At 42.0% G+C, this 21,076-nt stretch carries 14 protein-coding genes; 5 read left to right on the top strand and 9 right to left on the bottom strand.

What is annotated here, in order from left to right; genetic code table 11:
* Positions 1-12 precede the first annotated feature (12 nt).
* The 4 genes from G9Q97_RS11390 to G9Q97_RS11375 all read right to left on the bottom strand — a co-directional run bounded on the left by G9Q97_RS11390 (position 13) and on the right by G9Q97_RS11375 (position 6,856).
* A complete protein-coding gene (locus tag G9Q97_RS11390) occupies positions 13-1,545 on the bottom strand; it encodes a SusD/RagB family nutrient-binding outer membrane lipoprotein (protein ID WP_166146924.1) in 1,533 nt (510 codons plus the stop codon).
* 51 nt (positions 1,546-1,596) lie between these two features.
* Positions 1,597-5,058 carry a SusC/RagA family TonB-linked outer membrane protein gene (locus tag G9Q97_RS11385; protein WP_166146922.1) on the bottom strand — a complete coding sequence of 1,154 codons (3,462 nt, stop codon included), beginning with the start codon at positions 5,056-5,058 and terminating at the stop codon, positions 1,597-1,599.
* Positions 5,059-5,105: 47 nt separating this feature from the next.
* Positions 5,106-6,134 carry a FecR family protein gene (locus G9Q97_RS11380; protein ID WP_166146902.1) on the bottom strand — a complete coding sequence of 343 codons (1,029 nt, stop codon included), beginning with the start codon at positions 6,132-6,134 and terminating at the stop codon, positions 5,106-5,108.
* 128 nt (positions 6,135-6,262) lie between these two features.
* Positions 6,263-6,856 carry an RNA polymerase sigma factor gene (locus G9Q97_RS11375; protein ID WP_166146900.1) on the bottom strand — a complete coding sequence of 198 codons (594 nt, stop codon included), beginning with the start codon at positions 6,854-6,856 and terminating at the stop codon, positions 6,263-6,265.
* 411 nt (positions 6,857-7,267) lie between these two features.
* On the opposite strand from G9Q97_RS11375, the gene moaD reads away from it, so the two are divergent.
* Genes moaD through G9Q97_RS11350 form a run of 5 tightly spaced genes read left to right on the top strand, consistent with a single transcriptional unit; the run spans position 7,268 to position 11,352 of the window.
* Positions 7,268-7,507 carry a molybdopterin converting factor subunit 1 gene (gene moaD / locus G9Q97_RS11370; protein ID WP_166146898.1) on the top strand — a complete coding sequence of 80 codons (240 nt, stop codon included), beginning with the start codon at positions 7,268-7,270 and terminating at the stop codon, positions 7,505-7,507.
* 1 nt (position 7,508) lies between these two features.
* Positions 7,509-7,922, top strand: coding sequence for a molybdenum cofactor biosynthesis protein MoaE (locus G9Q97_RS11365; protein WP_166146896.1), 414 nt, complete (start codon positions 7,509-7,511; stop codon positions 7,920-7,922).
* Positions 7,923-7,946: 24 nt separating this feature from the next.
* Positions 7,947-8,942, top strand: coding sequence for a GTP 3',8-cyclase MoaA (gene moaA / locus G9Q97_RS11360; RefSeq protein ID WP_246255621.1), 996 nt, complete (start codon positions 7,947-7,949; stop codon positions 8,940-8,942).
* Positions 8,943-8,994: 52 nt separating this feature from the next.
* On the top strand, positions 8,995-10,194 hold the full coding sequence (locus tag G9Q97_RS11355; RefSeq protein ID WP_166146894.1) for a molybdopterin molybdotransferase MoeA: 1,200 nt from the start codon (positions 8,995-8,997) through the stop codon (positions 10,192-10,194).
* A 12-nt stretch (positions 10,195-10,206) separates the two neighbouring features.
* Complete coding sequence (locus tag G9Q97_RS11350) at positions 10,207-11,352, top strand: XdhC family protein (RefSeq protein WP_166146892.1); 1,146 nt, start codon at positions 10,207-10,209, stop codon at positions 11,350-11,352.
* 18 nt (positions 11,353-11,370) lie between these two features.
* Here the strand turns inward: G9Q97_RS11350 and G9Q97_RS11345 are convergent, their stop codons facing one another.
* The 5 genes from G9Q97_RS11345 to G9Q97_RS11325 form a co-directional block, all read right to left on the bottom strand.
* Entirely contained in the window at positions 11,371-12,714 is a 1,344-nt protein-coding gene (locus G9Q97_RS11345; RefSeq protein WP_166146890.1) for a hypothetical protein, read from the bottom strand.
* Positions 12,715-12,866: 152 nt separating this feature from the next.
* Positions 12,867-13,727 carry an HAEPLYID family protein gene (locus G9Q97_RS11340; protein WP_222851972.1) on the bottom strand — a complete coding sequence of 287 codons (861 nt, stop codon included), beginning with the start codon at positions 13,725-13,727 and terminating at the stop codon, positions 12,867-12,869.
* 72 nt (positions 13,728-13,799) lie between these two features.
* The gene (locus G9Q97_RS11335; RefSeq protein WP_166146888.1) at positions 13,800-14,195 is read right to left on the bottom strand and encodes a hypothetical protein; all 396 of its coding nucleotides are present in this window, start codon (positions 14,193-14,195) and stop codon (positions 13,800-13,802) included.
* 19 nt (positions 14,196-14,214) lie between these two features.
* Positions 14,215-17,619, bottom strand: a complete 3,405-nt coding sequence (locus tag G9Q97_RS11330) for a PVC-type heme-binding CxxCH protein (RefSeq protein ID WP_166146887.1) — start codon at positions 17,617-17,619, stop codon at positions 14,215-14,217.
* Between the two features lie 91 nt (positions 17,620-17,710).
* The gene (locus G9Q97_RS11325) at positions 17,711-20,992 is read right to left on the bottom strand and encodes a HEAT repeat domain-containing protein (protein ID WP_246255614.1); all 3,282 of its coding nucleotides are present in this window, start codon (positions 20,990-20,992) and stop codon (positions 17,711-17,713) included.
* Between the last annotated feature and the right edge of the window lie 84 nt (positions 20,993-21,076).

The following is a 21,076-nucleotide window of genomic DNA, read 5'->3' as shown; positions in this document are numbered from 1 at the left end:
ATACATAAAAACCTACTTTACATCCCACCAAACCCGCGTATCCAATACATCCGGCCCCATGCGACTGGTCGCCTCGTCTACATTTTCTTTATTCACTGTAAGTTCCGAATCAGGATAGGTCAATCTTCGGATGAAATCCTCGTTTTGTAAATCGCTTCCCGGATAAGGATTGGGATTTACCAACGGATACCCGCTTCTCCTGAAGTTTGCCCAGGTTTCTGGTCCGATAAGAAAAGAGGAAACCCAATACTGTGTATTGATCAATTCCAGCTCATTGCCTGTTTCCAAAGGATGATTTTCGATATAGGCATCAATCGCTTCGGGAGCTATTTCGGTATCATTGGGCCAAAGTGCCATTTGCTCCATATGCGCCCGGATACCATCATGATAGAGCTGTTCAGCATCTCCCGGCACCCAACCTCTGGCGGCTGCTTCAGCATGAAGCAAAAGGGTCTGGGAATAAGTAACCAGAAAATTCGGCGCTTCGGGATTCCCCAGTCGGGTACGGTCCAATTGACTATAACTAAACAGACTGGCCAACCCGGCAGCTTCTGCCACCGGTATAATGGTCGTATTGTCATACCCCTGAGGCATTCCAATTTGAACCTCTGGTGACCTGTTTGCATTGGCTTCCACTTGCTCCCCCCCACTCAGCGCCCCAACATACCTTACGGCAATGGATTCCAATCTTGGATCGTTATTGCTTTGTAGAAAGTTGACAAAATCTTCATCCAGGTAATAAAAGGGTGCCTGTCCCCCATTTAAATTTGTCCCTACATTGTTACGGTAATCGGCATTGTGCCGTACTACCGCATTATCATCGTTGGATTGCATTAATCCCCCATTTACGGCCTTTAGGGCATATTGGGAAGCTACAGTTGGATTTACCTTAACCAGACGCATGGCCGCACGCAACAACAGGGAATTGCCCAGCCTTTTCCACTGCTCAATATTGCCGCTGTATAGTATTTCCTGGTTAATGGGGTCCTTGCTTTCATCAAGGCCCTGAACGGCCATTTCCAGATCATTCAGAATATTGGTGTAAATAGCTTCCTGGGAATCGTATTTTGGGAATACGTTTCCCGCAATATAGCCCAGACCTGCTTCAGAATAAGGAATGTCACCATAGGTATCGGTAAGCATCATGAACGCATGGGCCTTCCAAATCCGGATGATACTGTTGAGATTTGTTCTTTCAGGGGCATTTCCCAGACTTTCAAGGCCATCTATTAAATTTTTCACGATTGTCCTGTAGCCGGTTTGCCAATTTCCCTGAGTAGCAGATCGGTTATCCTGGTTAAGATTTCCACCTGTTCCCACCCCCTGAAAGGGAGTAATCATCTGCTTGACAATGGTTGTTTCATAGGTCAGGTTGTTGTATCCAGGAGAACTGGAAATAATGGCTTGATTCAATTGAAATGTTGGATCAATGGAGGTAAGACGCACCGGATTGGTATTCATTTCATCAAAACCTTCATCACAGGAGCCCATAAAGAGGACTATAAGCAGCCCTTTAATCAGATATATTATTTTTGACTTTTTCATTTCAGTTGTTGTTTTTTGTAAATATCAATGGTTCTTTGAAGCAAGGATTGCTTAGAATTTAACATTGAGATTGAATCCCGTGCTTCTGGTGACCGGCAATCCAGTAGCCTCCAGACCCGCATTGTTGTCGGATATGATTCCGTTTTGATCGGGATGGATATGCGGTACCCATTTCTTGATAACGGCCACATTGTTTGATACCAGATTCAGACGCAACCCCCTTATGAATTTGTTTTCAGGCAGAAGAGATGTAAAATCGTACCCCAATGTTAATTGCCTCAATTGCCAGGAACCCGCATTGAATACAGATTGCTCAGACATCCTTCCTGAGCGAATCGTTTCATAGTAGGTTTGTACCGGAGACTGGGCTGTATTGATTTCTCCATTAGGATTGACACCATCTCCCACAACGAACCCCTGCTCCCTGCCAACCAGGGTAGCCTTATCCAAGCCATGTCTATAAGCATTGGTATGGGTACCTGAAATCATCTTATGACCCAACTTGTAGTCAATCAAAAATGAAAAATTCAGGTTTTTGTAGGTGAAACCATTGGTAAAGCCCCCTACCCAAATAGGAATTGCTGTTCCAAAATTCAATTGCTGGTTGGAACGAAGGGGCCGGCCGTTATTTGGGTCAAATATTTGTCGCCCCTGGTCATCTCTGAGGTATCCCCATCCATAAAGTTGGGCCATGGGTTTACCCACCTCCTGCCTTACCTCACCATGAAACTCAGCAATACCAACGGTAATAAAACTACCTTCCACATCATCTCCCAAACTCAGCACCTCAGATTGGTTGTAAGAAGCGTTGGCGCTGAAATTCCAGTTGAAATTATTGGTGGTAACCGGAGAAATAGCTGCAAACATTTCAACTCCTTGATTTCGGCTTTCCCCCACATTGATTAATTGATCCAGGAACCCAGACCCATCTGAAATCTGGGCTTGCAGGATCTGATCAGATGAAAGTTTATCATAATAGGAAACTTCAAACCGGAGATTATCAAATAAAGTCATTTCAAGGCCGATTTCCTTTTCAGTAACCCTCATTGGCCTAAGGTTATCATTAGGAACCACGGATCCACTAATGGCCCCTACCGGCTGGGCGATACCATTTGAATTTGGAAATTGCTGCTGGTTGATGTTGTAAAAAAGGTTGTTGGCATAAGGTTGAACGTCCGTATCGCTACCCACTTCAGCATAAGCTACCCTGATTTTGCCAAAAGAAATCCAATTGGGTAAATTGGCAAAGGCCTGAGAAAAAACAAAACTACCTGTGATGGAGGGGTAGAGTATACTTCTGTTGGCCGGAGAGAGCGTAGAAAACCAGTCGTTTCTTACAGTTCCGTTCAGGTATAAATAGCCTCGGTAAGACAATTCAGTACTGGCGTACAAAGAATTTACCTGCCTTTCTGAGATGGAATAATCTGTGGTGATTTTACTGGAATTGCCTATAGTGTACAGGCCACGGGTATAAAAATTTTCCCCTAACAGGGTATTTACATCCAACCTTCTGTACATCTGGTTGCCTCCCAGGTTCACCAGTAATCCAAAATCCCCAAAAGTACGGTTTATGCCAAGTAGGAAATCTGCATTTACTTCCCTGAAACGCCTTAAGTCTTGTACATATTGGCCATTTACAAAACCCGGGGGAGGCGAGGACTGTCTTTGGGAACCAGTGGGGAGATTATACTCTGAGTCCCTTGAGAAAAAATCCTGCCCAAACCGTCCCTGCAAATACAGCCAGTCTGTAAATTCATACCTGGCAGTAATGTTACCATAAATCCTGTCACGAACATTATTTTCAAATCGCGACAATGCAAAATAGGGATTGGTCCGGTTGGTAAAACGGGAATAGGGAAATTCATCCCCATTCTCATCAAAAGCATATTCTTCCAACAGATCCATTGGCATGGAAGTAGCCAGTGTATAGATGACCACCGGGCTGAAGTCCTGCTCGGCGATATTCGGAGGATTAATACGGTCTTCCTTGGAATAATTTATATTTCCTGAAACAGTCAGTTTCTTGATGTTTTGGGTAAAACCCAGGTTTATGGTTTTTCGGTTATAATTAGAACCTGGAAGAATGGCCTTGCTGTCCATATTGGCTACAGAAAGACTAAATCCACCATTTTCCCCTCCGGAAGAGAGTGTTATGGTATTGGAAAAAGTGGATCCATTCCGGTAATAATCCCTTACTTTGTTGGGTTGAGGTTCATAAGGAACTTCTATCCCATCAAATAAAATCTGGGTCATTCCCGGCTCGAATTTTTCTCCGAAACTCCATACACCAGAAACCGGTCTGGGAGAATTGGGTCTTATTCCTCCCTCCCCCTGACCATATTCGTATTGGTAATCAGTAAAATCAAATGGGGTATCTGTTGTAAAGTTTGAATTCAGTTCTACCTGGATTCCGGATCCGGTAGCCCTGTTCCTGGTGGTGATCATGATGACACCGTCCTTGGCCCTTGCCCCATAAAGGGCAGAAGCAGCTGCTCCCTTGAGGACCGTCATGGAAGTGATGTCATCGGGGTTGATACTACTCAATCCATCACCGCTATCTGATTTTCGGTTGCTACCTACCTCAGATACATCACCACTAACCCCGAAATTGGTATTATCTATGGGCACCCCGTTCACCACAATCAATGGGGAATTGTTACCTCCAAAAGAAGACACCCCCCTGATCCGCACTTTGCTGCTTCCTTGTGGTCCAGAACCCATAGGAGTGATGTTTACCCCTGCAACTTTGCCTTGAAGGGAATTCATGAAATTCGGTGTTCTGTTGATGGTCATCTCTTCAGATTCCACCGTTGAAGTGGCATATCCAAGACTTTTTGCCTCCCTTTTTATACCTAATGCCGTTACCACCACTTCTTCCAAACCTGCAATATCTTCTTTCAGGGTAATATTGATATTTGACCGGGAATTGATATTGACCTGTTGGGTGGCAAAACCTATATAGGAGAACAGTAAAACACCATCTTCAGGTGCTGTGAGTGAAAATTCCCCATCAATATTGGTAATGGTGCCGATGGTAGTGCCTGCCACAGATACGGCTACTCCCGGTAAAGGCTCACCGGTTTCGTCCAGGACCTTGCCAGATACTTCAATATCTGCTTGTTCCATTCCGATCTCCATCACTTCTTCATTGGGATTATCGGTAAGAAAACGGACACTGATGGTATTGTTCACCTGCTTGAAATAAAGTCCTTTTTCTCCTGCCAATTCCTTTAATATATCTGCAACACTTCCTTTGGTCAGGTCCAAATGAATGATTTCATGGTCATTGAGTCCCTTTTCCGTATAGAAAAAACGGTAATCGGTTTTACTTTCAATGTGTTCTAAAATATCCTGCAAGCTACCCTGCATGATATCCATTTCAATGAACACATCTTCAATGCTTTTTGCGCTGTCAAGGGCATAACCGGTATGAAAAACCAGCATGCACAGGATTACTAAAGCCAGTATCCTGACTTTCAGATTTTCAATTGGTTTTAATAAAACATGTTTCATGGGATTTTGGGAAATGGTTAAAATTTTAAGTAAAGTATTCAGGCAATTCAGCCTGATGACAAAGGATAGATGGCTACATTTTTTCCATTTAAGTCATAATCAAATTGTAATGCATGGCCTAATACCTTAAGCACATCACTCAGGTAAGCTTTCTTTTGAAATGTTCCGGTACAAAGGTCATTTGGAAGCTCTCCCTCAACCGATATGCTGACCCCATACCAGTTCTCCAATTTTTCTATTACTAGCTGAAATGGCTCTTTTTCAAAGTGGAGAATTCCTTCCTTCCAGAGAGATACTTTGTCCGGATCTACATCTATTATTTCCATGGACTGTGTGCTTTTGGATATCTTACCGGCCTTTCCAGGGCTAAGCAAAAGATCTTTTCCAGTTTGTTCATTCAGGATTCGGATCTTTCCTGTAGCCAAAGCTATTTCTATGGATTCCTGATATTCGGTATTGATATTAAATGAGGTTCCCAAGACGGTGGCTGTAACTTGTCCAGCCTGAACGAAGAATGGTAATCCAGCTTTCTTTTTTACATCAAAAAATGCCTCACCAGTTAAAATAACCTGTCGGTTGTTAGTAAAGTCCCTTGTATACCTGATCCTGCTGGCTGCATTTAAAAATACCCATGAACTGTCCGGTAATAAAATCTTGGACTTGACTCCTTTTGGGTTTGATTTGTTGATCCAGGCAGTCTCCTTTACCGGCGGTGGATCCTCTTGTCCTTGTGGCCAATTTTTGAAAATTCCCCATTCCTTGGCTATCATTAAAATGGCTACTATACAAGCAGTATACCGGATCCAGGTGAATAAATGCCGAATTTTCCTGTTATTTTGCTGACTTAGGCCCCCGGTTTTTTTTTGCCGGCTTGAAACTTTAAGAACAGGGTGATTTGGAGAAGGCGTCAAATTCGCTTGATCAGCCTTATTTTCAGCCTCCCAAATCATTTTCAGCATTTGTTGAAAATCACTCTTCCCTTCGGGACTAGTCAAATATGCCAGAAATGATGCTGCTTCGCTTTTGGAAAGCTTGCCTTCATGAAATTTTTTCCACTTTTGAATGAAATCCTTCATCTTGACCCCTTAGGTTATATGGTATATATCCATAAGTCAGGTCATTTACTCACATGAATAATAACTTTTCCATATATTTTAATGAAAATTATTTATTTTATAAAATATTAAAAATAAAGGTGATTAAATTAAAAAATCAAAAACAAAACAACCAAATCATAGGGTATCAGGTCATTGGATATAAATTCTTGCTTTAGCTTTTTATTGGCCTTATAAAGCTGGTTTTCTACCGTTCTCTTCGAAAGATGAAGCCTACTTGCAATTTCATCAGCTGTGAGATTTTCGGTGAACTTCAATCTAAATATTTTCTGTTGACCTTTGGGAAGTGCATCAATGATCCTTTCAGAAAAAACTTTCAATTCTTCAAAGTCCAATGCTTCCTCCGTATAGCAACTTGCACCAGTGCCATTGTTCAGCTGGTATGTTTTATAAGCAACGTCCATAGCATTTTTTCGGGACCTTTTAAAAATGGAGCAACGCATAATGGTAAAAAGGTAAGCGTTAAAAGACAAGGAACTGTCCAATCCCTCCCTTTTTTCCCAAACTTTTAAAAAAACCTCCTGAACCACTTCCTCTGCATCCTCATGTGGCAGATACATTTTTTTACAGGTACTAAGGATTTTGGAAGAAAATTTTTCATAGAGTTGCTGAAAAGCATTAGGGTCTCCAGCCCTCAATAAAGCAACAAGCTCGGGAACCGAATATGTATTGTTTGCTATCATCGGTTATTCAAACATTTTAGTCTTACAATTAATGTATTTTTAGCATTAAACACAATATTTTATTCCATTTAATATTTATAAAAAAAGATTATTTTATGATTCTTAAATTTTATTTTAATCAGCGTAATACAAATTAAATTTATAATTAAAGACACATTTAAAAAATAATTTTGACATCAAAAGATTTATAGTTAAATATTAATTTTAAAAAATACTTTATTAATAAATTATAATTTTTTTTAACTTATCAAAAAAAGTACAGGCTTATCATTGGCTTAATTGTTGCTTATTTTAAGAAATTACGCCTCCGCCCAATTTCAAAAACCTGTCATTATCCTACTCAAATTCGTGTTAAATCAAATGCAATTGTGTAAATTGTACCTTTGCAAAAAACAAGCTTTAAAAGCAATTATGGAAGTACTGCTATTCGGTATATCGAAAGAAATTACAGGCCAAAAAATCCTTGATTTATCAAAAGATAATCAGATCAATACTGTATTGGATTTAAAAAAATGGATCCTGAAAAAATACCCGCAGATGGGAAATCTTAACAGTTTTGCCATTGCCGTAGATCAGGAGTACGCCAATGACGACCTGCGGCTAAGTGATCAGCAGGAAATTGCCTTGATTCCCCCTGTAAGTGGTGGCTGAAATGAAAAAAATTGAAATTCTCAGTGATATCAACCTTAATGAAGTCTATGCATGGCTTCAACACCCTGAGGCAGGAGGAATTGATTTATTCATCGGTTGTGTAAGAAACCATGCCCATGGTAAATCGGTTATTAAACTGGAATTTGAAGGATATGAACCTATGGCCCTTCATCAAATGGATCGATTGGCCAACAAAGCAATAGAGCAGTGGCCAGTCAAAAAGTTATTGATGATTCACGCACTGGGAAATAAACAGATAGGAGATCCTGTGGTAGTCATAGGTGTGGCTTGTGCCCATCGGGATGATGCGTTTAAAGCTTGTAAATTTCTTATTGATGAGCTTAAAAAATCTGTACCCATCTGGAAAAAGGAATACTTTACGGACCATACGGTTTGGGTAAATGCCCATCCATAAAACATGTGCAGAATTGACGATTGAATGCCTATGAAAAATGAATTGGTTGACCGGTACGGAAGAAAGTTGGATTATCTGAGATTATCGGTTACAGACCGGTGCAATTTCAGGTGCTACTACTGTATGCCTGAGGAAGGTATTGATTTTGTACAAAGGAAGGATTTACTGACCTACGAAGAACTGGACTACCTCACCGGTATATTTGTTAATCTGGGCGTGGAAAAAATCAGAATTACCGGAGGAGAGCCATTTGTGAGGAAGGGAATCATGGATTTTTTAAGCACATTGACCAGGCACCGTACTTTAAAGGAAATCACCCTTACCAGCAATGGCTCCATCAGTGAAAAACAAATTCAAGAGCTGCATCGTTTGGGCATTCACAAAATAAATATCTCCCTGGATGCACTGGACAAACAAAGGTTTTTTGAAATAACAAGAAGAGACAAGTTTGATGAGGTTTTTGCTTGTATTCTCAACCTTTTAAAACTAGGCTTCGAGGTCAAATTAAATTGCGTGGTAGATGGTAATAAAAACATAGCCGACATCATTCCCTTTGTAAAATTGACTGCCCATTACCCTTTATCCGTCAGGTTTTTGGAAGAAATGCCATTCAATGGCACAGGGAAATTTGAAGTGCCTGAATGGAATCACCTGGCACTTTATGATTATATATCCAGCCACTTCACGGCAATCCAAAAGGTGCAAGATGGAAAAAACAGCACTTCCGTCAATTATCAAATTCCCGGTTATCAAGGTACTTTCGGTATCATACCTGCTTTCAGCAGAACTTTTTGTGGCACCTGCAACAGAATCAGGCTTTCTGCTACCGGAGAATTAAGAACCTGCCTTTACGGACCAGCAGTCACCAATTTAAGAGATGTTCTTAGAAGTGGCGCTAATGAGGCATCAATAAAAACTGAAATACGGGACGCGGTAGCCAAAAAAGAGAAAGATGGGTTTGATGCAGAGGAATTGAATGCCAAAACCCCTAAAAAATCCATGTCATTTCTTGGTGGCTAAACTGAATCAAAAATCCTATTTTGGTCCCATTAAACAAAAAAATCCGATAAGCATGAACAGTGTAGCGGAAGCATTGCAAAAGGTACTGGAGAATGAACTCCCGGTGAGAACTGAAACGGTCCCATTAATGAACTCCCTGAACCGCATACTGGCTGAAGATATTAAAGCAGATAGAGATGCTCCTCCCTTTCATCGGGTAACCATGGATGGTATTGCCATTCACAGCACTCAACTGCTTAAAAAAGCCCTATTTCCCATTGAAGGCATTCAGGCAGCCGGTGATGCACAGGGCAGGCTCCTGGATCCGGAGAATTGCCTTGAAGTCATGACCGGAGCGATTTTACCTGAAAACACCAATTGTGTCATACCCTACGAGCAGGTCAAAATAATTGACAATGTGGCCAACTTACTGCATTCAGATTTTACCGAAAACCAAAATGTTCATTTAAAAGGGACCGATGCGGGTAAAGGTGATGTTTTGCTTAAAAAAGGCATTTTTATACAGGCAGGCACCATCGGTGTGATGGCGACAGTAGGCGTATCAAATGTAAAAGTCGTCAAGCCACCTACGATCACGATTTGCTCCACAGGCAATGAATTGGTGGATATCACTGACAATCCCTTGCCCCATCAAATCAGAAAATCCAATGTTTACATGCTTCAGGCAGCCTTGAAATCCCTTGGAATTGAAGCGCAAACCTTACATATTGATGATGATAAAAAGCTATTAAAAGCTGCTTTGGAAAAATTGCTACATAAAAATGATATACTGCTGTTTTCGGGAGCGGTTTCAAAAGGCAAATACGATTTCCTTCCTGAAGTGCTGGAGGATTTGGGAGTTAAAAAACTGGTGCATGGTGTGGCCCAAAAACCAGGAAAGCCATTTCTTTTCGGGAGAAGGAAAAATACTTTTGTTTTCGGATTTCCTGGAAATCCAGCTTCTACCCTCATCTGTTTCCATCTTTATTTTAAGGCCTGGCTCCTGACCCATTTGGGAAAACAGAGAAATAGTCTCTTTGCCACACTGACCGAGGATGTCTCATTTAAAAGGCCCGTCACTTACCATCTTTTGGTGAAAGTGGTGGCCGAAAAAGAAAAAATCCTGGCCGTGCCGGTCAGCAATTCAGGGTCCGGAGACCTTGTTCATCTTGCAGCGGCCGATGGATTTATTTCTCTGCCAGCCCACCTGGAAACCTTTCAAACAGGTACGAGTTATCCCCTAACATTTCTTACCCAGCCCTGGTTTAATTGATATCCAAGTACCATGAAGGAGACAAAAGAAATTATTAAAGCTTTTGACCTTGCCCGCCAATCCGGAGAGAAAATAGCCCTGGCGACTGTAGTCCAGGTGGACGGTTCCTCTTACAGAAGACCTGGAGCAAGAATGCTGGTCACTGAAAACGGGCAATTAACAGGTGCGATTTCCGGAGGTTGTCTGGAAGGAGATGCCCTTAAAAAAGCACAGCTTGTAATTTTCAAAAAAAAGTCCATGTTGGTGACCTATGACACTACGGATGAGGACGATGCCAAATTTGGCATAGGCCTGGGCTGTAATGGGATCATTCATATTTTGATGGAACCCATTGATGAGGAGCAAGAAAATAACCCCATAGCTTTACTCAGACAATGCATTGAAGATAGGGAAGACAAAGTACTGGTTACCATTTTTGATGTAAAAAACAAAAGATCAACGCAGGTTGGCACCTGTTTGCTTTTTAAGGACCGACGTTTTGCCAGTAACGCCAACTTCTCGATCCTCAATGAGTTGGGCCAAATTTATTCGATGGAAAAATCCAAAGAGGTTTTTTCCCTGGAGAAATCCGTGATTTTGCCCCTTCATGGTGCTGAAAACCTGCATGCATTTGTGGAATTTGTTCCTGCGGCGATCAAATTGATCATTATTGGAGCTGGAAATGATGTTCAACCTTTGACCCAATTGTCCTCCGTATTGGGTTGGGAAATGGATTTGGCAGATGGAAGGTCAGATCATGCCACAAAAAATCGTTTCCCGTTGGTGGATCAAATAATATCAGGAAAAGCTGCTGAAATCCTTCCGAAGCTCAAACCCGATAAACAAACTGCAGTGGTTTTGATGTCCCATAATTTCAATTATGACCTGGAGATCATGAAAGGTTTGTACCCTTACCGATTTCCTTATTTGGGGGTTTTAGGACCAAAAAAGAAATTACAAAAATTAATCGAAAATCTCTCCAATTCAGGTATCCATCTAAATGAAGAAAATCACAAAGTGGTTTTTGGTCCAATGGGACTGAACTTAGGGGCTGAAAGTCCCGAGGAAATTGCCCTTTCAATCATTTCCGAAGTGAAAGCAGTAATTTCCAGGCAAAATCCGGCCCACCTAAAACTAAAGGAGGGGCCAATCCATGAGGATGAAAAGCCATCCTGGTAGTTTTACGAATCTGTATTTTTAGATAGCAATTTGAAACTGCACGACAAGCATGCCTTTCCTGTCAGATTGAAATGTTCCCGAAGTACCTTCCATAAAAACCGGGCGACTTTGGTAATGCATAGATAATTTGGTTTGGTTTCCCCTGATCAGCCAATTGAACCCATATTCATACATGAGCATGGAATCATCCAATCCGTCAAAGTCCGAAAGTTGGCTGGTTAGAAAAGGCTGTAGCGTACCCCATGTACCCAAAAGGTTTCTTTCCATCAGGTAGCCAATTTGCCCATAAAAAGTACTTCCAGTTCCCATCATGGGAAAGTTATTCCCTGCTCCATTAAAAATGCCTGCACCCACAGTACCATTGGTGGGATTCATCACTCCTACATTTCTGACATAGTTCCTGCCATAATCACTTGCCTGGAAAGCCCCATATGCGGTGATGGCAGTGCCTTTATTTGAATCAAGGGGTTGATCATAAAACACATCCATTGAAAAAAGCGAGAGGTTACCATATTCCAGAGCGTCATTGGGACCATTAAGAAACCACATGGCATCATTCTGAAAAAGAAACCCTGCCCCGATATTAAATACACTTTTCTTTCCCAGGTAAGAGCCGGCATTGTAAGGCGTTAGGTTTGATTCCAGATCCTGAAACTGATACATATAATACCCGTGCCATTGCAAACTTGCGGGTGAAGCAGCAAAGAGCGCATTTTCTGCGGGATTGTCTGGCTGTACGCCTGATTGGCTCACCGCCATAGGTTTACTAATGGCCATGCGGTAATCCAGGCGGTTCAGTTTTCCTTTAAAATACAGCGAATATTTTCTTAAAAACTGGTCTGTGGCATCATTGGTGGTCTGCTGGTACAAAGGGGCATCCAAGGATAGAATTGAACCTATTGACGGGGACGCATACCTGGATACCCCATTCCAGCCTGTAAGACCTGTTCCCACGGAAAGCTTATTTCCAATTACTTCCAATTCACCTAAAGCATCATGAAAAAATAATCCTTGCTTTCTTTCTCCCAAATAAGTAAGGTTATTGTTACCAAACTGGGTATAAAAAAATATTTTATCAGCAATTTTACCAAATAGCTGAATTCTGGTCCGGCGAAGTCCTATATCGAATGTCTGATTTTCAAGATACCCATCTACTGTAGTTCCGGGATTGTTCCAGGTATTCCTCACCCATATTTGATTGAGAAAGGTGGCTTTTACGTAATGGCTACCATCTTCATTCAAATGATATTTTAATTCACCACTGTCATTTTTCTGTGCTGAGGTATTTCCTTTTTGAGCATTAACATCTAAAGAAAACAATAAAGTTAAAAATAAAAGGGAACAAACTGTAAATTTCGTCATGAGCACCAAACGTATAATTCCAAAAGAGATCAATTAGTAAAATCCGTACATCAAAGTACATTTTTCAACAAAATTAAGCTTCTTTACCTGAATGATCAGGGAAAAAATAAGTTTATGCCCAAATTTTATTTAAGTGGGAAAAAAACCGGGCCTTAATGTCCCGGTTCATAAATTAACCTTAAGAAAGAACTAAATCTCTCATTTTCCCTACTTACCGGTACTCCCGTCACAATCCCTATCAAAAGATTTTCTGCAATTCCTAACCTCATCTGAGGCCTTATGACCATTTCAAACTTTCCGTTTTCCAATGCTTTATTAAATTCAACGCCAATAAAATTTCTTGTTCCGCTGATCATGTAATGAAAGTTAGAATTGACTTGCCAGGAAATGTCTACCCCGCTTTGTCCAAAATGATTCCGAATAAAAGGGCCTGCATAAATCAGGGTATGGTAATTTGTCGCCCACCGTTTTGCAGCAATAAAAAAAGGATTGTAAGCATTTCCTGAAAAGACACGGTTTTGCCTGATTTCTGAGAACTGGTTCATCTCGAATTCATGGATATAGCCAAAAGCCATAGAGGTTTTGTACTTTTCGGATACAAAAAAGGAGTATTGTCCGGCAAGTTTTATACTGTTCAGTCGGTTTCCGGGTGCGTTTTCATTTCCATTGATGGGATAGTGAAATGAAAAAGGAAGCTCTATCTCCAGGCCCAACCTGTCAACAGGTGCCCACTCATACTCCACCAATGCCAGATATTCATCAAATCTTTCCTTATCGGTCAATCCGAGTCCAATATTCCATTCCTTTTCTCCTTTTCTTGCTCCCAGATCCCGGATCAAATCAATATACAATGGTTCGGCGTGCAATACTTTTGCCGGACTATCTTTTTTTTCCACATCGGACAGGTACATACTATCCAATTCTATTTTGGGGATATCCCCTTCTGTTTGCGCAACACCATGAAGGTGAAGGCCAAACAGTACATAACTGATGACAGCCAATCGAATTATCATAAATTTCTACAATTTTTGAGGTAATAAAAAACGACTCCTACCCTATCAAAACAGGAGATTATAAAAAGAAAATCAGCAAAAATACCGGGGAGGTGGTGAAGGGACCCTAAAAAATACAGATGAAATAAGCACTGATTGACCGGTTGTATATTTATTGGTCAACACTTCCAAAAACCTGAAATCGTTGATTTTACTCGCGATAAAAAGATGGATATCACTTTTAAGCTTCTTTTTGTGTGTAGTCTCCCGGTCACCATCAGCATCCTCACTTTCGGGTATGGCATCTTCTATTCCCAAACCTATTTCCAGGACAATTTCAATTATACTTTCCTGGTCATTGATGGATAAATCCTCCGGTAGGTAATTTGGGTTTTCATCACCCGCATCTACGCTGCAATTGAGCAGGTAAAGGGCCATGAAAATCCAAAAACCTTTCAAAAACCTTGAATTCCTGGCAACTTGCATCATTGACGCAAAATTATAAAAATTATATGTATGGTTCCTTTAATGTGGCGAGAAAACTTACCAGGTCTCTTATTTCTCTCCGGGATAGAAATTGCTTCATATCGGGCATGCTTGAGGGGGCATCTCTCCTTTCTACTATATCTGATTTGTTAATAAGAGTGTCCGGTTGGTTTCCCATTTTCAGGGTGATGCTCATTTCATTTTCAGCTACTTTTATGCCAGCTAGTTTTTTATCCGTATCAAGTTCCAGGGTCACTACCCCAAATCCTGGTGCCAGTCTCTTACTGGGATCAATCAATGCTTCCAATATTTCCTGTCGGTTAAGCTTCTTTCCTATTCCATTGAGTTTTGGTCCGGCATTTCCACCAAAATCATCATAAGCATGGCATTTGATACACTGGCCTGTAGCATGCTGAAAGAATATCCTTCGGCCCCGTGATTCATCCCCACCATACATGCTTCCACTATAACTGGCCAAAACATCATCCTCCGACATATCTTGCTTGATTTTTTCATAACGCTCCAGAAGGTCTTTGTTATCCATCCCATCCATGGCTTCATAAAACTCCAGTTCGATGGCAGGAGATAAAGTACCTGTTTCCAATTGTCCAAGTAAATTTTCAAAAACAGGATATGCACTTTCAGTATCCAATTTGGCCAGGGTTTTAACAGCGGCTTGTTTTTCCTCTACCGTTCGTTTTTGGATGACTTCTTCCAATAGCGTAGCCTTGGTTTCCCCGGCAATGTCCAATTGTTCCATTAAATCCAAGCCAGCCACCCTTACATTTTTTTCATTATCTGAAAGTGCTATTTTTACTGCTTCACCTACAGGAGCCTGATCAATTTTCGCAAGTGCTTTTATGCTTTCCTCCCTAACATCTGCCGAGGCATCTGTTTGAAGTACAGCCAACAACCTATCATTGGCTCCTTTAATATTTAAAGTTCCCAAAGCTTTAACAGTAGCTTGGCGAATTCGGTCACTGCCATTTTTGGTCAACTGGATAAGCAACTCCGAACTGCTTGCCTGAAGTTTGGCCAAATCCCTGGTGATCTCACCCCTATACCATCCATCTACCCTGTCCAAAACAGAAGGAGCTGCCCAGGTGCTGAGCGCTTCAAGAGCTTCAATTCTCATGGATTCAGGAGCATCTGCTTGATTGATGTAAGTCAGCAAATTGTTCAATGCTTCATCTGATCCCCAGCGCAAATTGGCGTTAATAGCTCTTCTCACTATTGGTTCAGAGACAAAGTCCTTTGATACCAACAGGTTTCCAAGGGAAGGAAGGGCTTCCGGGATAGAGAAATCATCGTTGATGGCCCTGGCAGCCTCTGCTACAATGTATTCACTTTCATCCTCCAGAAAAACAATTATTCCTTCATGTCTAAGCCTCCTCAATGCTATAACTGCTGCCAATCTAACTGCGTTTGAATGGTGATCCGAAAGCTTTATTATGGATTCCGGCCTGCCTAATCTCGATAATGCAAGACTTGCAGCATGCCTGATATACACATCTTCATTGTCGTTTTCCATCAATAACTTCACCAGGCCATCAAAACCATCAACGAAGCCCATTCTTCCCAAAGCCTCTGCCGCAAAAAACCTCACCCTGGGCTGTCCATCCTCAAGCAAAGGCAAAACCTCATTTCCAGCCTCGGCATACCGCAAGTCACCTAACCATTTGGCAGCCTGGGCACGGATTTCATCATCGCTATCCCTGAGATATGGGATCAACATCGCTGCATTTTCTCTCTCCCTTCGTGACATCTGAGTAATCCCCCAAATAGCATGTATTCTGGCCAACCTGTCTTTACTTTCTGCTAGCTTTTCGCTGAATACCTCAAGTCCGTCAGCCCCTCTTTTTGCCAACTCAAATTGTGCCTTTTGCCGCACGCGTTGATCCTCAAATCCCAAAATATCACCCAAATCCTTGACTGATAATGAGCCATAATCTGCAGCCAAATGTTTTTCCGTTAATTCTCTTACACCCGGACTGGCCGTATTGTCCTTCAATTTCCAAATCCTTCCATAACCTTTATTGACCCAGCCGTCAATCCAGTCAGAAAAATACAAAGATCCATCCGGTGAAAAGTCCATTCCAGTGGCCAATACGCCTTGCAATATTTGTTCGGTTTCTTCCAGCTCAAAACCTGCACCGCTGGGTTTAAGACTAAATGCATGTATGCCGGACCGGGCAGGATTTCCAGCAAACTCAGCTACAAAAAATTTGTTTTTCCACTGATCTCCAAGGGCTGTACCGGGATTGTAAAGCATACCAGTAGGGCCGTTTACATAATTCGCTATTGTGGGAATAAAATAGGCTGCCTGTTCATCTGATCTGGGCAAATGCATTTTTTCATCCATCCAGACTTTGTATTCGTTGTTTTTGGGGTCGCGGTATTTTCCAAATTGCCAATTGATCCGCCAACCTGTGTCAGACCCTTCCACCAGATAGACTATTCTTTCCCTTTCTCCCCTGTGGTCCCCATCATTGTCCACGCTTATCAGGTTGCCTAATTCGTCAAAAGCAAATTCATGCGTGTTTCTGACGCCATAAGCAAATATTTCAAAATCACTTCCATCGGGATTGGCCCTGGCAATTACGCCACAATTTGGATATTCATGTTTGTTTCCCTCCTTGTCCACTCCATTGAATCCTATATCGCCTATCCCCCAGTATATTTTTCCTTCTGGTCCGACTTTTAGTCCGGACATATTGTGTCCACCAAAACCAATGTGAACACCAAAACCATGAATTAAAGACTCTTTTTTGTCCATTGTGCCATCCCCATTGGTGTCTTTCAGGCGCCAAAGGTCGGGGGCCACTCCCACAAAAAGTGCATCATCATGATACAAGACAGCACCCGCAACATCAGAAACCTCCTCATTAAAATCGCTTACTACCAATTGAGACCGGTCTGCCCTTCCGTCACTATCTGTGTCTTCGACCCTAAATACATTTTCTTTTTCTACCGTTAAATCCTTCCAATCATGAGAGCCATCTCCATTGATATCAGGCAACCATTCATTTCTATCACTGTACTCAGGAGACAATTCCTCATGGAGAAAAGCCCTCCGATCTGATACGTTTTGGAGTTTAAGAGAAGCAATTTCCCAGTCCTGGTGACTTCTGATATCAAATTCCGAAATTTTTCTTCTGTTGGTTTTGGAATAAAAAACTCGCCCCTGACCATCTATTTGCATGGATATGGGGTCTGCTATCAGTGAATCCACTGCCCAAAGATCCAATTCAAGGTCTTCATGAAATTGAGGCTTAACCAAATTTTTGATCGCAGCGGCCTGTTGATCGACTTCTTCCTTACTCATTTGCTTGATTTCAGGTGGCGTTGAATTGGTTGTACAGCCAATAAAGGCAAGCAATACCAAACCAAGAAAAGTAGGGCTGGAAAGGAATTTGGGTTTATGCATTAAATCAACTTTATTAATCATATTTTAATAACAAATTTTTTGGCTTTCCTGTTGAGGTTTTTCTTTACTTAAACTGGTGATTTGAAACAATTTAATAGTCATCTGTCAAAGTCGCCAAAAAGCTGACCAAATCCCTTATCTCTCTTCTACTTAAAAGGCCCTTCATATCAGGCATGGAAGACATGGCATTGGTTCTTTCGGAAATATCAGATTTCAAAATTTTTGTTTCCGGATCGTTACCTATTTTTAAGGTAACCGCTTCCTCATTTTCGCCTAGCAATATTCCAGAAACGGTTTCACTATTGTTCAATTTAAGGGTAACCAGCCCGTAACCTGGTGCCACACGCTTGCTGGGATCGATCAAAGCTTCCAGCAGTTGCTCCCTGTCAAGCCTCCTACCAATTCCATTTAACCTGGGGCCTGCATTACCTCCAAAATCATTATAGGCATGACAGCGGATACACTGTCCGGTCTGGTGTTGAAAAAAGATTCTTCTGCCGGACCTGGTATCCCCTCCATACAGACTGCCGCTGTAGGATGCCAATAAATCATCGGCATTCAAAGAGGAATTAATCTCCCGATACCGTTCCAAAAGGCCTTCGTTGCCCAGTTCCTCCAATGCTTCAAGCAGTTCCAATTCCATCCCGGGAGAAATACTTCCTTTCTCTAATTGATTCAGCAGATTGTTGAAAACGGGAAGCGCATGTTCTTCGTCAACTTGTGCCAATGTCAACACGGCAGCCTGTTTTTCCTCAATGGTCTGTCTTTCAATTACCCCAGTCAGCAAATCAGCCAATAATTCTCCCGAAAAATCCATATTTCCCATCAGATCAAGACTGGCCACCCTGACATTTTTTGATTTATCTTTGGAAGCCAGTTCCAAAGCCAAATCCAGATTTTCCCATTCCATACTTCCCAAAGAACGCAGAGCCGCCTCGCGAACATCATCATTGTCATCTGACTTTAATCTTACCAGGAGGTTTTCAGACGCCTCGGATAAATTTATTTTTCCCACGGCCTTCACTGCAGCCAAACGCAGGTCTCCGTTACTGTGATCGATCAAATCCATAAAAACCTCTGAGGTCAATCTTTTAAGAACAGAAGGGTCGCGGCTAACCGGACCCCTAAATCTTCCATCCACCCTGTCCAATACGGATGGTTCGTCCCAGGTTGAAAGGGTTTCCATGGCTTCGATACGCATGAGAACAGGGGCGCTTTCGGTAGACACATACTTTACCAAATTATCCAAGGCCGCATTGGTACCGACTCTAAGGTTAGCATTGATGGCCCTCCTGAGCAATGGTTCTGAGCTGAGACCATTTCTATTTAAAATTTCGGCCAGTTGGGGCAATGCCCCTTCAATAGAAAAATCGTCATTGATGGCTCTCGCAGCTTCTGCAACAATATATTCATCAGCATCCTGAAGAAATACAGCAACTCCCGGATCTTTCATTCTTCTGAGAGCGACAACAGCCGCAATCCTTACCGCTTTTGAGGGATGATCATTTAGCCCAATTACGGATTGAGCATCACCAATTCTTGCCAATGCAAGGCTCCCCGCATGCCTCAGATACACATCTTCTTCATTGTTGTCTTCAAGCATATCGATAATAGGAAATACAGCGTCCTTGAAAGCTATTCTTCCCAATGCCTCGGCAGCATAAAATCTTGCTCTTGGATAGCTATCTTTCAGCAATGGGATTAGTTGTTGTCCTGCATTGGCATACCGAATGTCTCCAAGCCATCTGCTTGCCTGTGCCCTGATTTCCGGATCATTGTCCTTCAGGTAAGGGACCAAAACTGCTGCTGCATCCGGGTTATCGTTTCTGGCTATCTGAGCAATTCCCCAAATACTATGAATCCTGGCCAATTGACTGGTTTCTGCTGACAACCCATTCGTAAATGCTTCCAGGCCTTCCTTACCTCTTTCAGCCAATTCAAATTGTGCTTTCTGCCGGACCCTTTTATCCTCATGTGCCAACAGGTTTTCCAATTCCTCCAGTGATTTTTTTGCAAAATCAGCTTTTATCAACCCGGCTGTTTCCTTTCTAATCTGTTCTTTTTTTCCTGAAGTATCATCCAATTTCCAAACCCGTCCGTAGTCCTTGGTACCCCAGCCATCTATCCAATCCGAAAAATAAAGGCTCCCATCAGGACCAAAGTCCAAACCTGTTGCCAAAATGCCCCCCATGATTTTTTTTGTTTCCTTTAAGGCAAACCCAGCTCCATTGGGTTCTAAAGTAAAGGCATGTATGCCAGATCTTGCCGGATTACCAACAAAAGAGGCAACAAAAAATGTGTTTTTCCAGGACTCACCCAAGGCAGTACCCGGATTGTGAACCATACCGGTAGGTCCATTTACATAATTGACGATGGGAGGTAAAAAATAGGCTGCCTGCCCTTCGTGTCTGGGCAAATACATGCCCTCATCCATCCAAACTTTGTATCCGTTATTCTTCGGATCTCTGTATTTCCCAAATTGCCAGTTGATCCTCCAGCCTGTATCCGACCCGTCTACCAGGTATACCAATCTTTCACTTTCGCCCTGGTGGTCCCCATCATTGTCTACGGATATCAAATTACCATAATCATCAAAAACAAATTCATGGGTATTTCTCACTCCCATGGCAAAAATCTCAAAATCACTCCCATCGGGATTTGACCGGGCAATGACACCACGATTGGGGTATTTGTGGATATTTCCTTCCTGGTCCTCTCCATGAAACCCAATATCACCAATCCCCCAATACACCCTGCCATCAGGCCCTATCTCCAAACCTGACATGCCATGCCCGCCAAATCCAATATGTACCCCATAGCCATGAGAAATAGAAGTTTTTGATTTGGCAATGCCTGTTTTTTCGTCTTCTTTTATCCGCCACATATCAGGACCGGCACCTACGAACAGCTCGTCCCCATGTTTCATCACTGCTCCTGCAACGTCCGTTACTTCTTCGTGAAGATCCTCAAATACCAGTTGGGATTGATCTGCCAGTCCATCACCATCCGTATCCTGCAGTCGGTAGATATGCTCTTTTTCAACTGTCATGTCCCTCCAATCCCTGATACCATCCCCGTTTACATCAGCCAGCCACTGGTTTTTTTCACTGTTTTCTTCAGATAGCTCTGCTCTTAAAAATGCCCTTTTATCTTCGACAGTTTGAAGGGATATTGACCTGATTTCCCAGTCCTGGTGTCCCCGTATATCAAATTCTGAATTTTTTTGCCTGTTGGTCCTGCTGTAATAAAGATTTCCCTTATCATCAAAATCTATCGAAATAGGATCGTAGACCAATGAATCGGATGCCCAAAGGGAAATCTCTAATCCTTCCTCGAGTTCTGGCTGAACCAAACTTTCGATTTGACTAGCCATACTTTTTGCATTTTCAGCATCAATTTGCCTGATTTTAAGGTCTTCTTGAGAGGGGCTGCAGGAAAAGAAAAAAAACAAGCTTCC

Origin of the sequence: Cyclobacterium plantarum (assembly GCF_011290685.1) — a bacterium.
In the GTDB taxonomy this organism is placed as follows: Bacteria; Bacteroidota; Bacteroidia; order Cytophagales; family Cyclobacteriaceae; genus Cyclobacterium; species Cyclobacterium plantarum.
The sequence above is the reverse complement of the archived record's forward strand: the minus strand, read 5'-3'. Positions and strand labels throughout refer to the sequence as shown.

What these genes read in the sequence shown, in the direction of transcription:
- G9Q97_RS11390 (WP_166146924.1), bottom strand. Translation starts at nt 1,545, where the DNA reads ATGAAAAAGTCAAAAATAATATATCTGATTAAAGGGCTGCTTATAGTC.
- G9Q97_RS11385 (WP_166146922.1), bottom strand. Translation starts at nt 5,058, where the DNA reads ATGAAACATGTTTTATTAAAACCAATTGAAAATCTGAAAGTCAGGATA.
- G9Q97_RS11380 (WP_166146902.1), bottom strand. Translation starts at nt 6,134, where the DNA reads ATGAAGGATTTCATTCAAAAGTGGAAAAAATTTCATGAAGGCAAGCTT.
- G9Q97_RS11375 (WP_166146900.1), bottom strand. Translation starts at nt 6,856, where the DNA reads ATGATAGCAAACAATACATATTCGGTTCCCGAGCTTGTTGCTTTATTG.
- moaD (WP_166146898.1), top strand. Translation starts at nt 7,268, where the DNA reads ATGGAAGTACTGCTATTCGGTATATCGAAAGAAATTACAGGCCAAAAA.
- G9Q97_RS11365 (WP_166146896.1), top strand. Translation starts at nt 7,509, where the DNA reads ATGAAAAAAATTGAAATTCTCAGTGATATCAACCTTAATGAAGTCTAT.
- moaA (WP_246255621.1), top strand. Translation starts at nt 7,947, where the DNA reads ATGCCTATGAAAAATGAATTGGTTGACCGGTACGGAAGAAAGTTGGAT.
- G9Q97_RS11355 (WP_166146894.1), top strand. Translation starts at nt 8,995, where the DNA reads ATGAACAGTGTAGCGGAAGCATTGCAAAAGGTACTGGAGAATGAACTC.
- G9Q97_RS11350 (WP_166146892.1), top strand. Translation starts at nt 10,207, where the DNA reads ATGAAGGAGACAAAAGAAATTATTAAAGCTTTTGACCTTGCCCGCCAA.
- G9Q97_RS11345 (WP_166146890.1), bottom strand. Translation starts at nt 12,714, where the DNA reads ATGACGAAATTTACAGTTTGTTCCCTTTTATTTTTAACTTTATTGTTT.
- G9Q97_RS11340 (WP_222851972.1), bottom strand. Translation starts at nt 13,727, where the DNA reads ATGATAATTCGATTGGCTGTCATCAGTTATGTACTGTTTGGCCTTCAC.
- G9Q97_RS11335 (WP_166146888.1), bottom strand. Translation starts at nt 14,195, where the DNA reads ATGATGCAAGTTGCCAGGAATTCAAGGTTTTTGAAAGGTTTTTGGATT.
- G9Q97_RS11330 (WP_166146887.1), bottom strand. Translation starts at nt 17,619, where the DNA reads ATGCATAAACCCAAATTCCTTTCCAGCCCTACTTTTCTTGGTTTGGTA.
- G9Q97_RS11325 (WP_246255614.1), bottom strand. Translation starts at nt 20,992, where the DNA reads ATGGCTAGTCAAATCGAAAGTTTGGTTCAGCCAGAACTCGAGGAAGGA.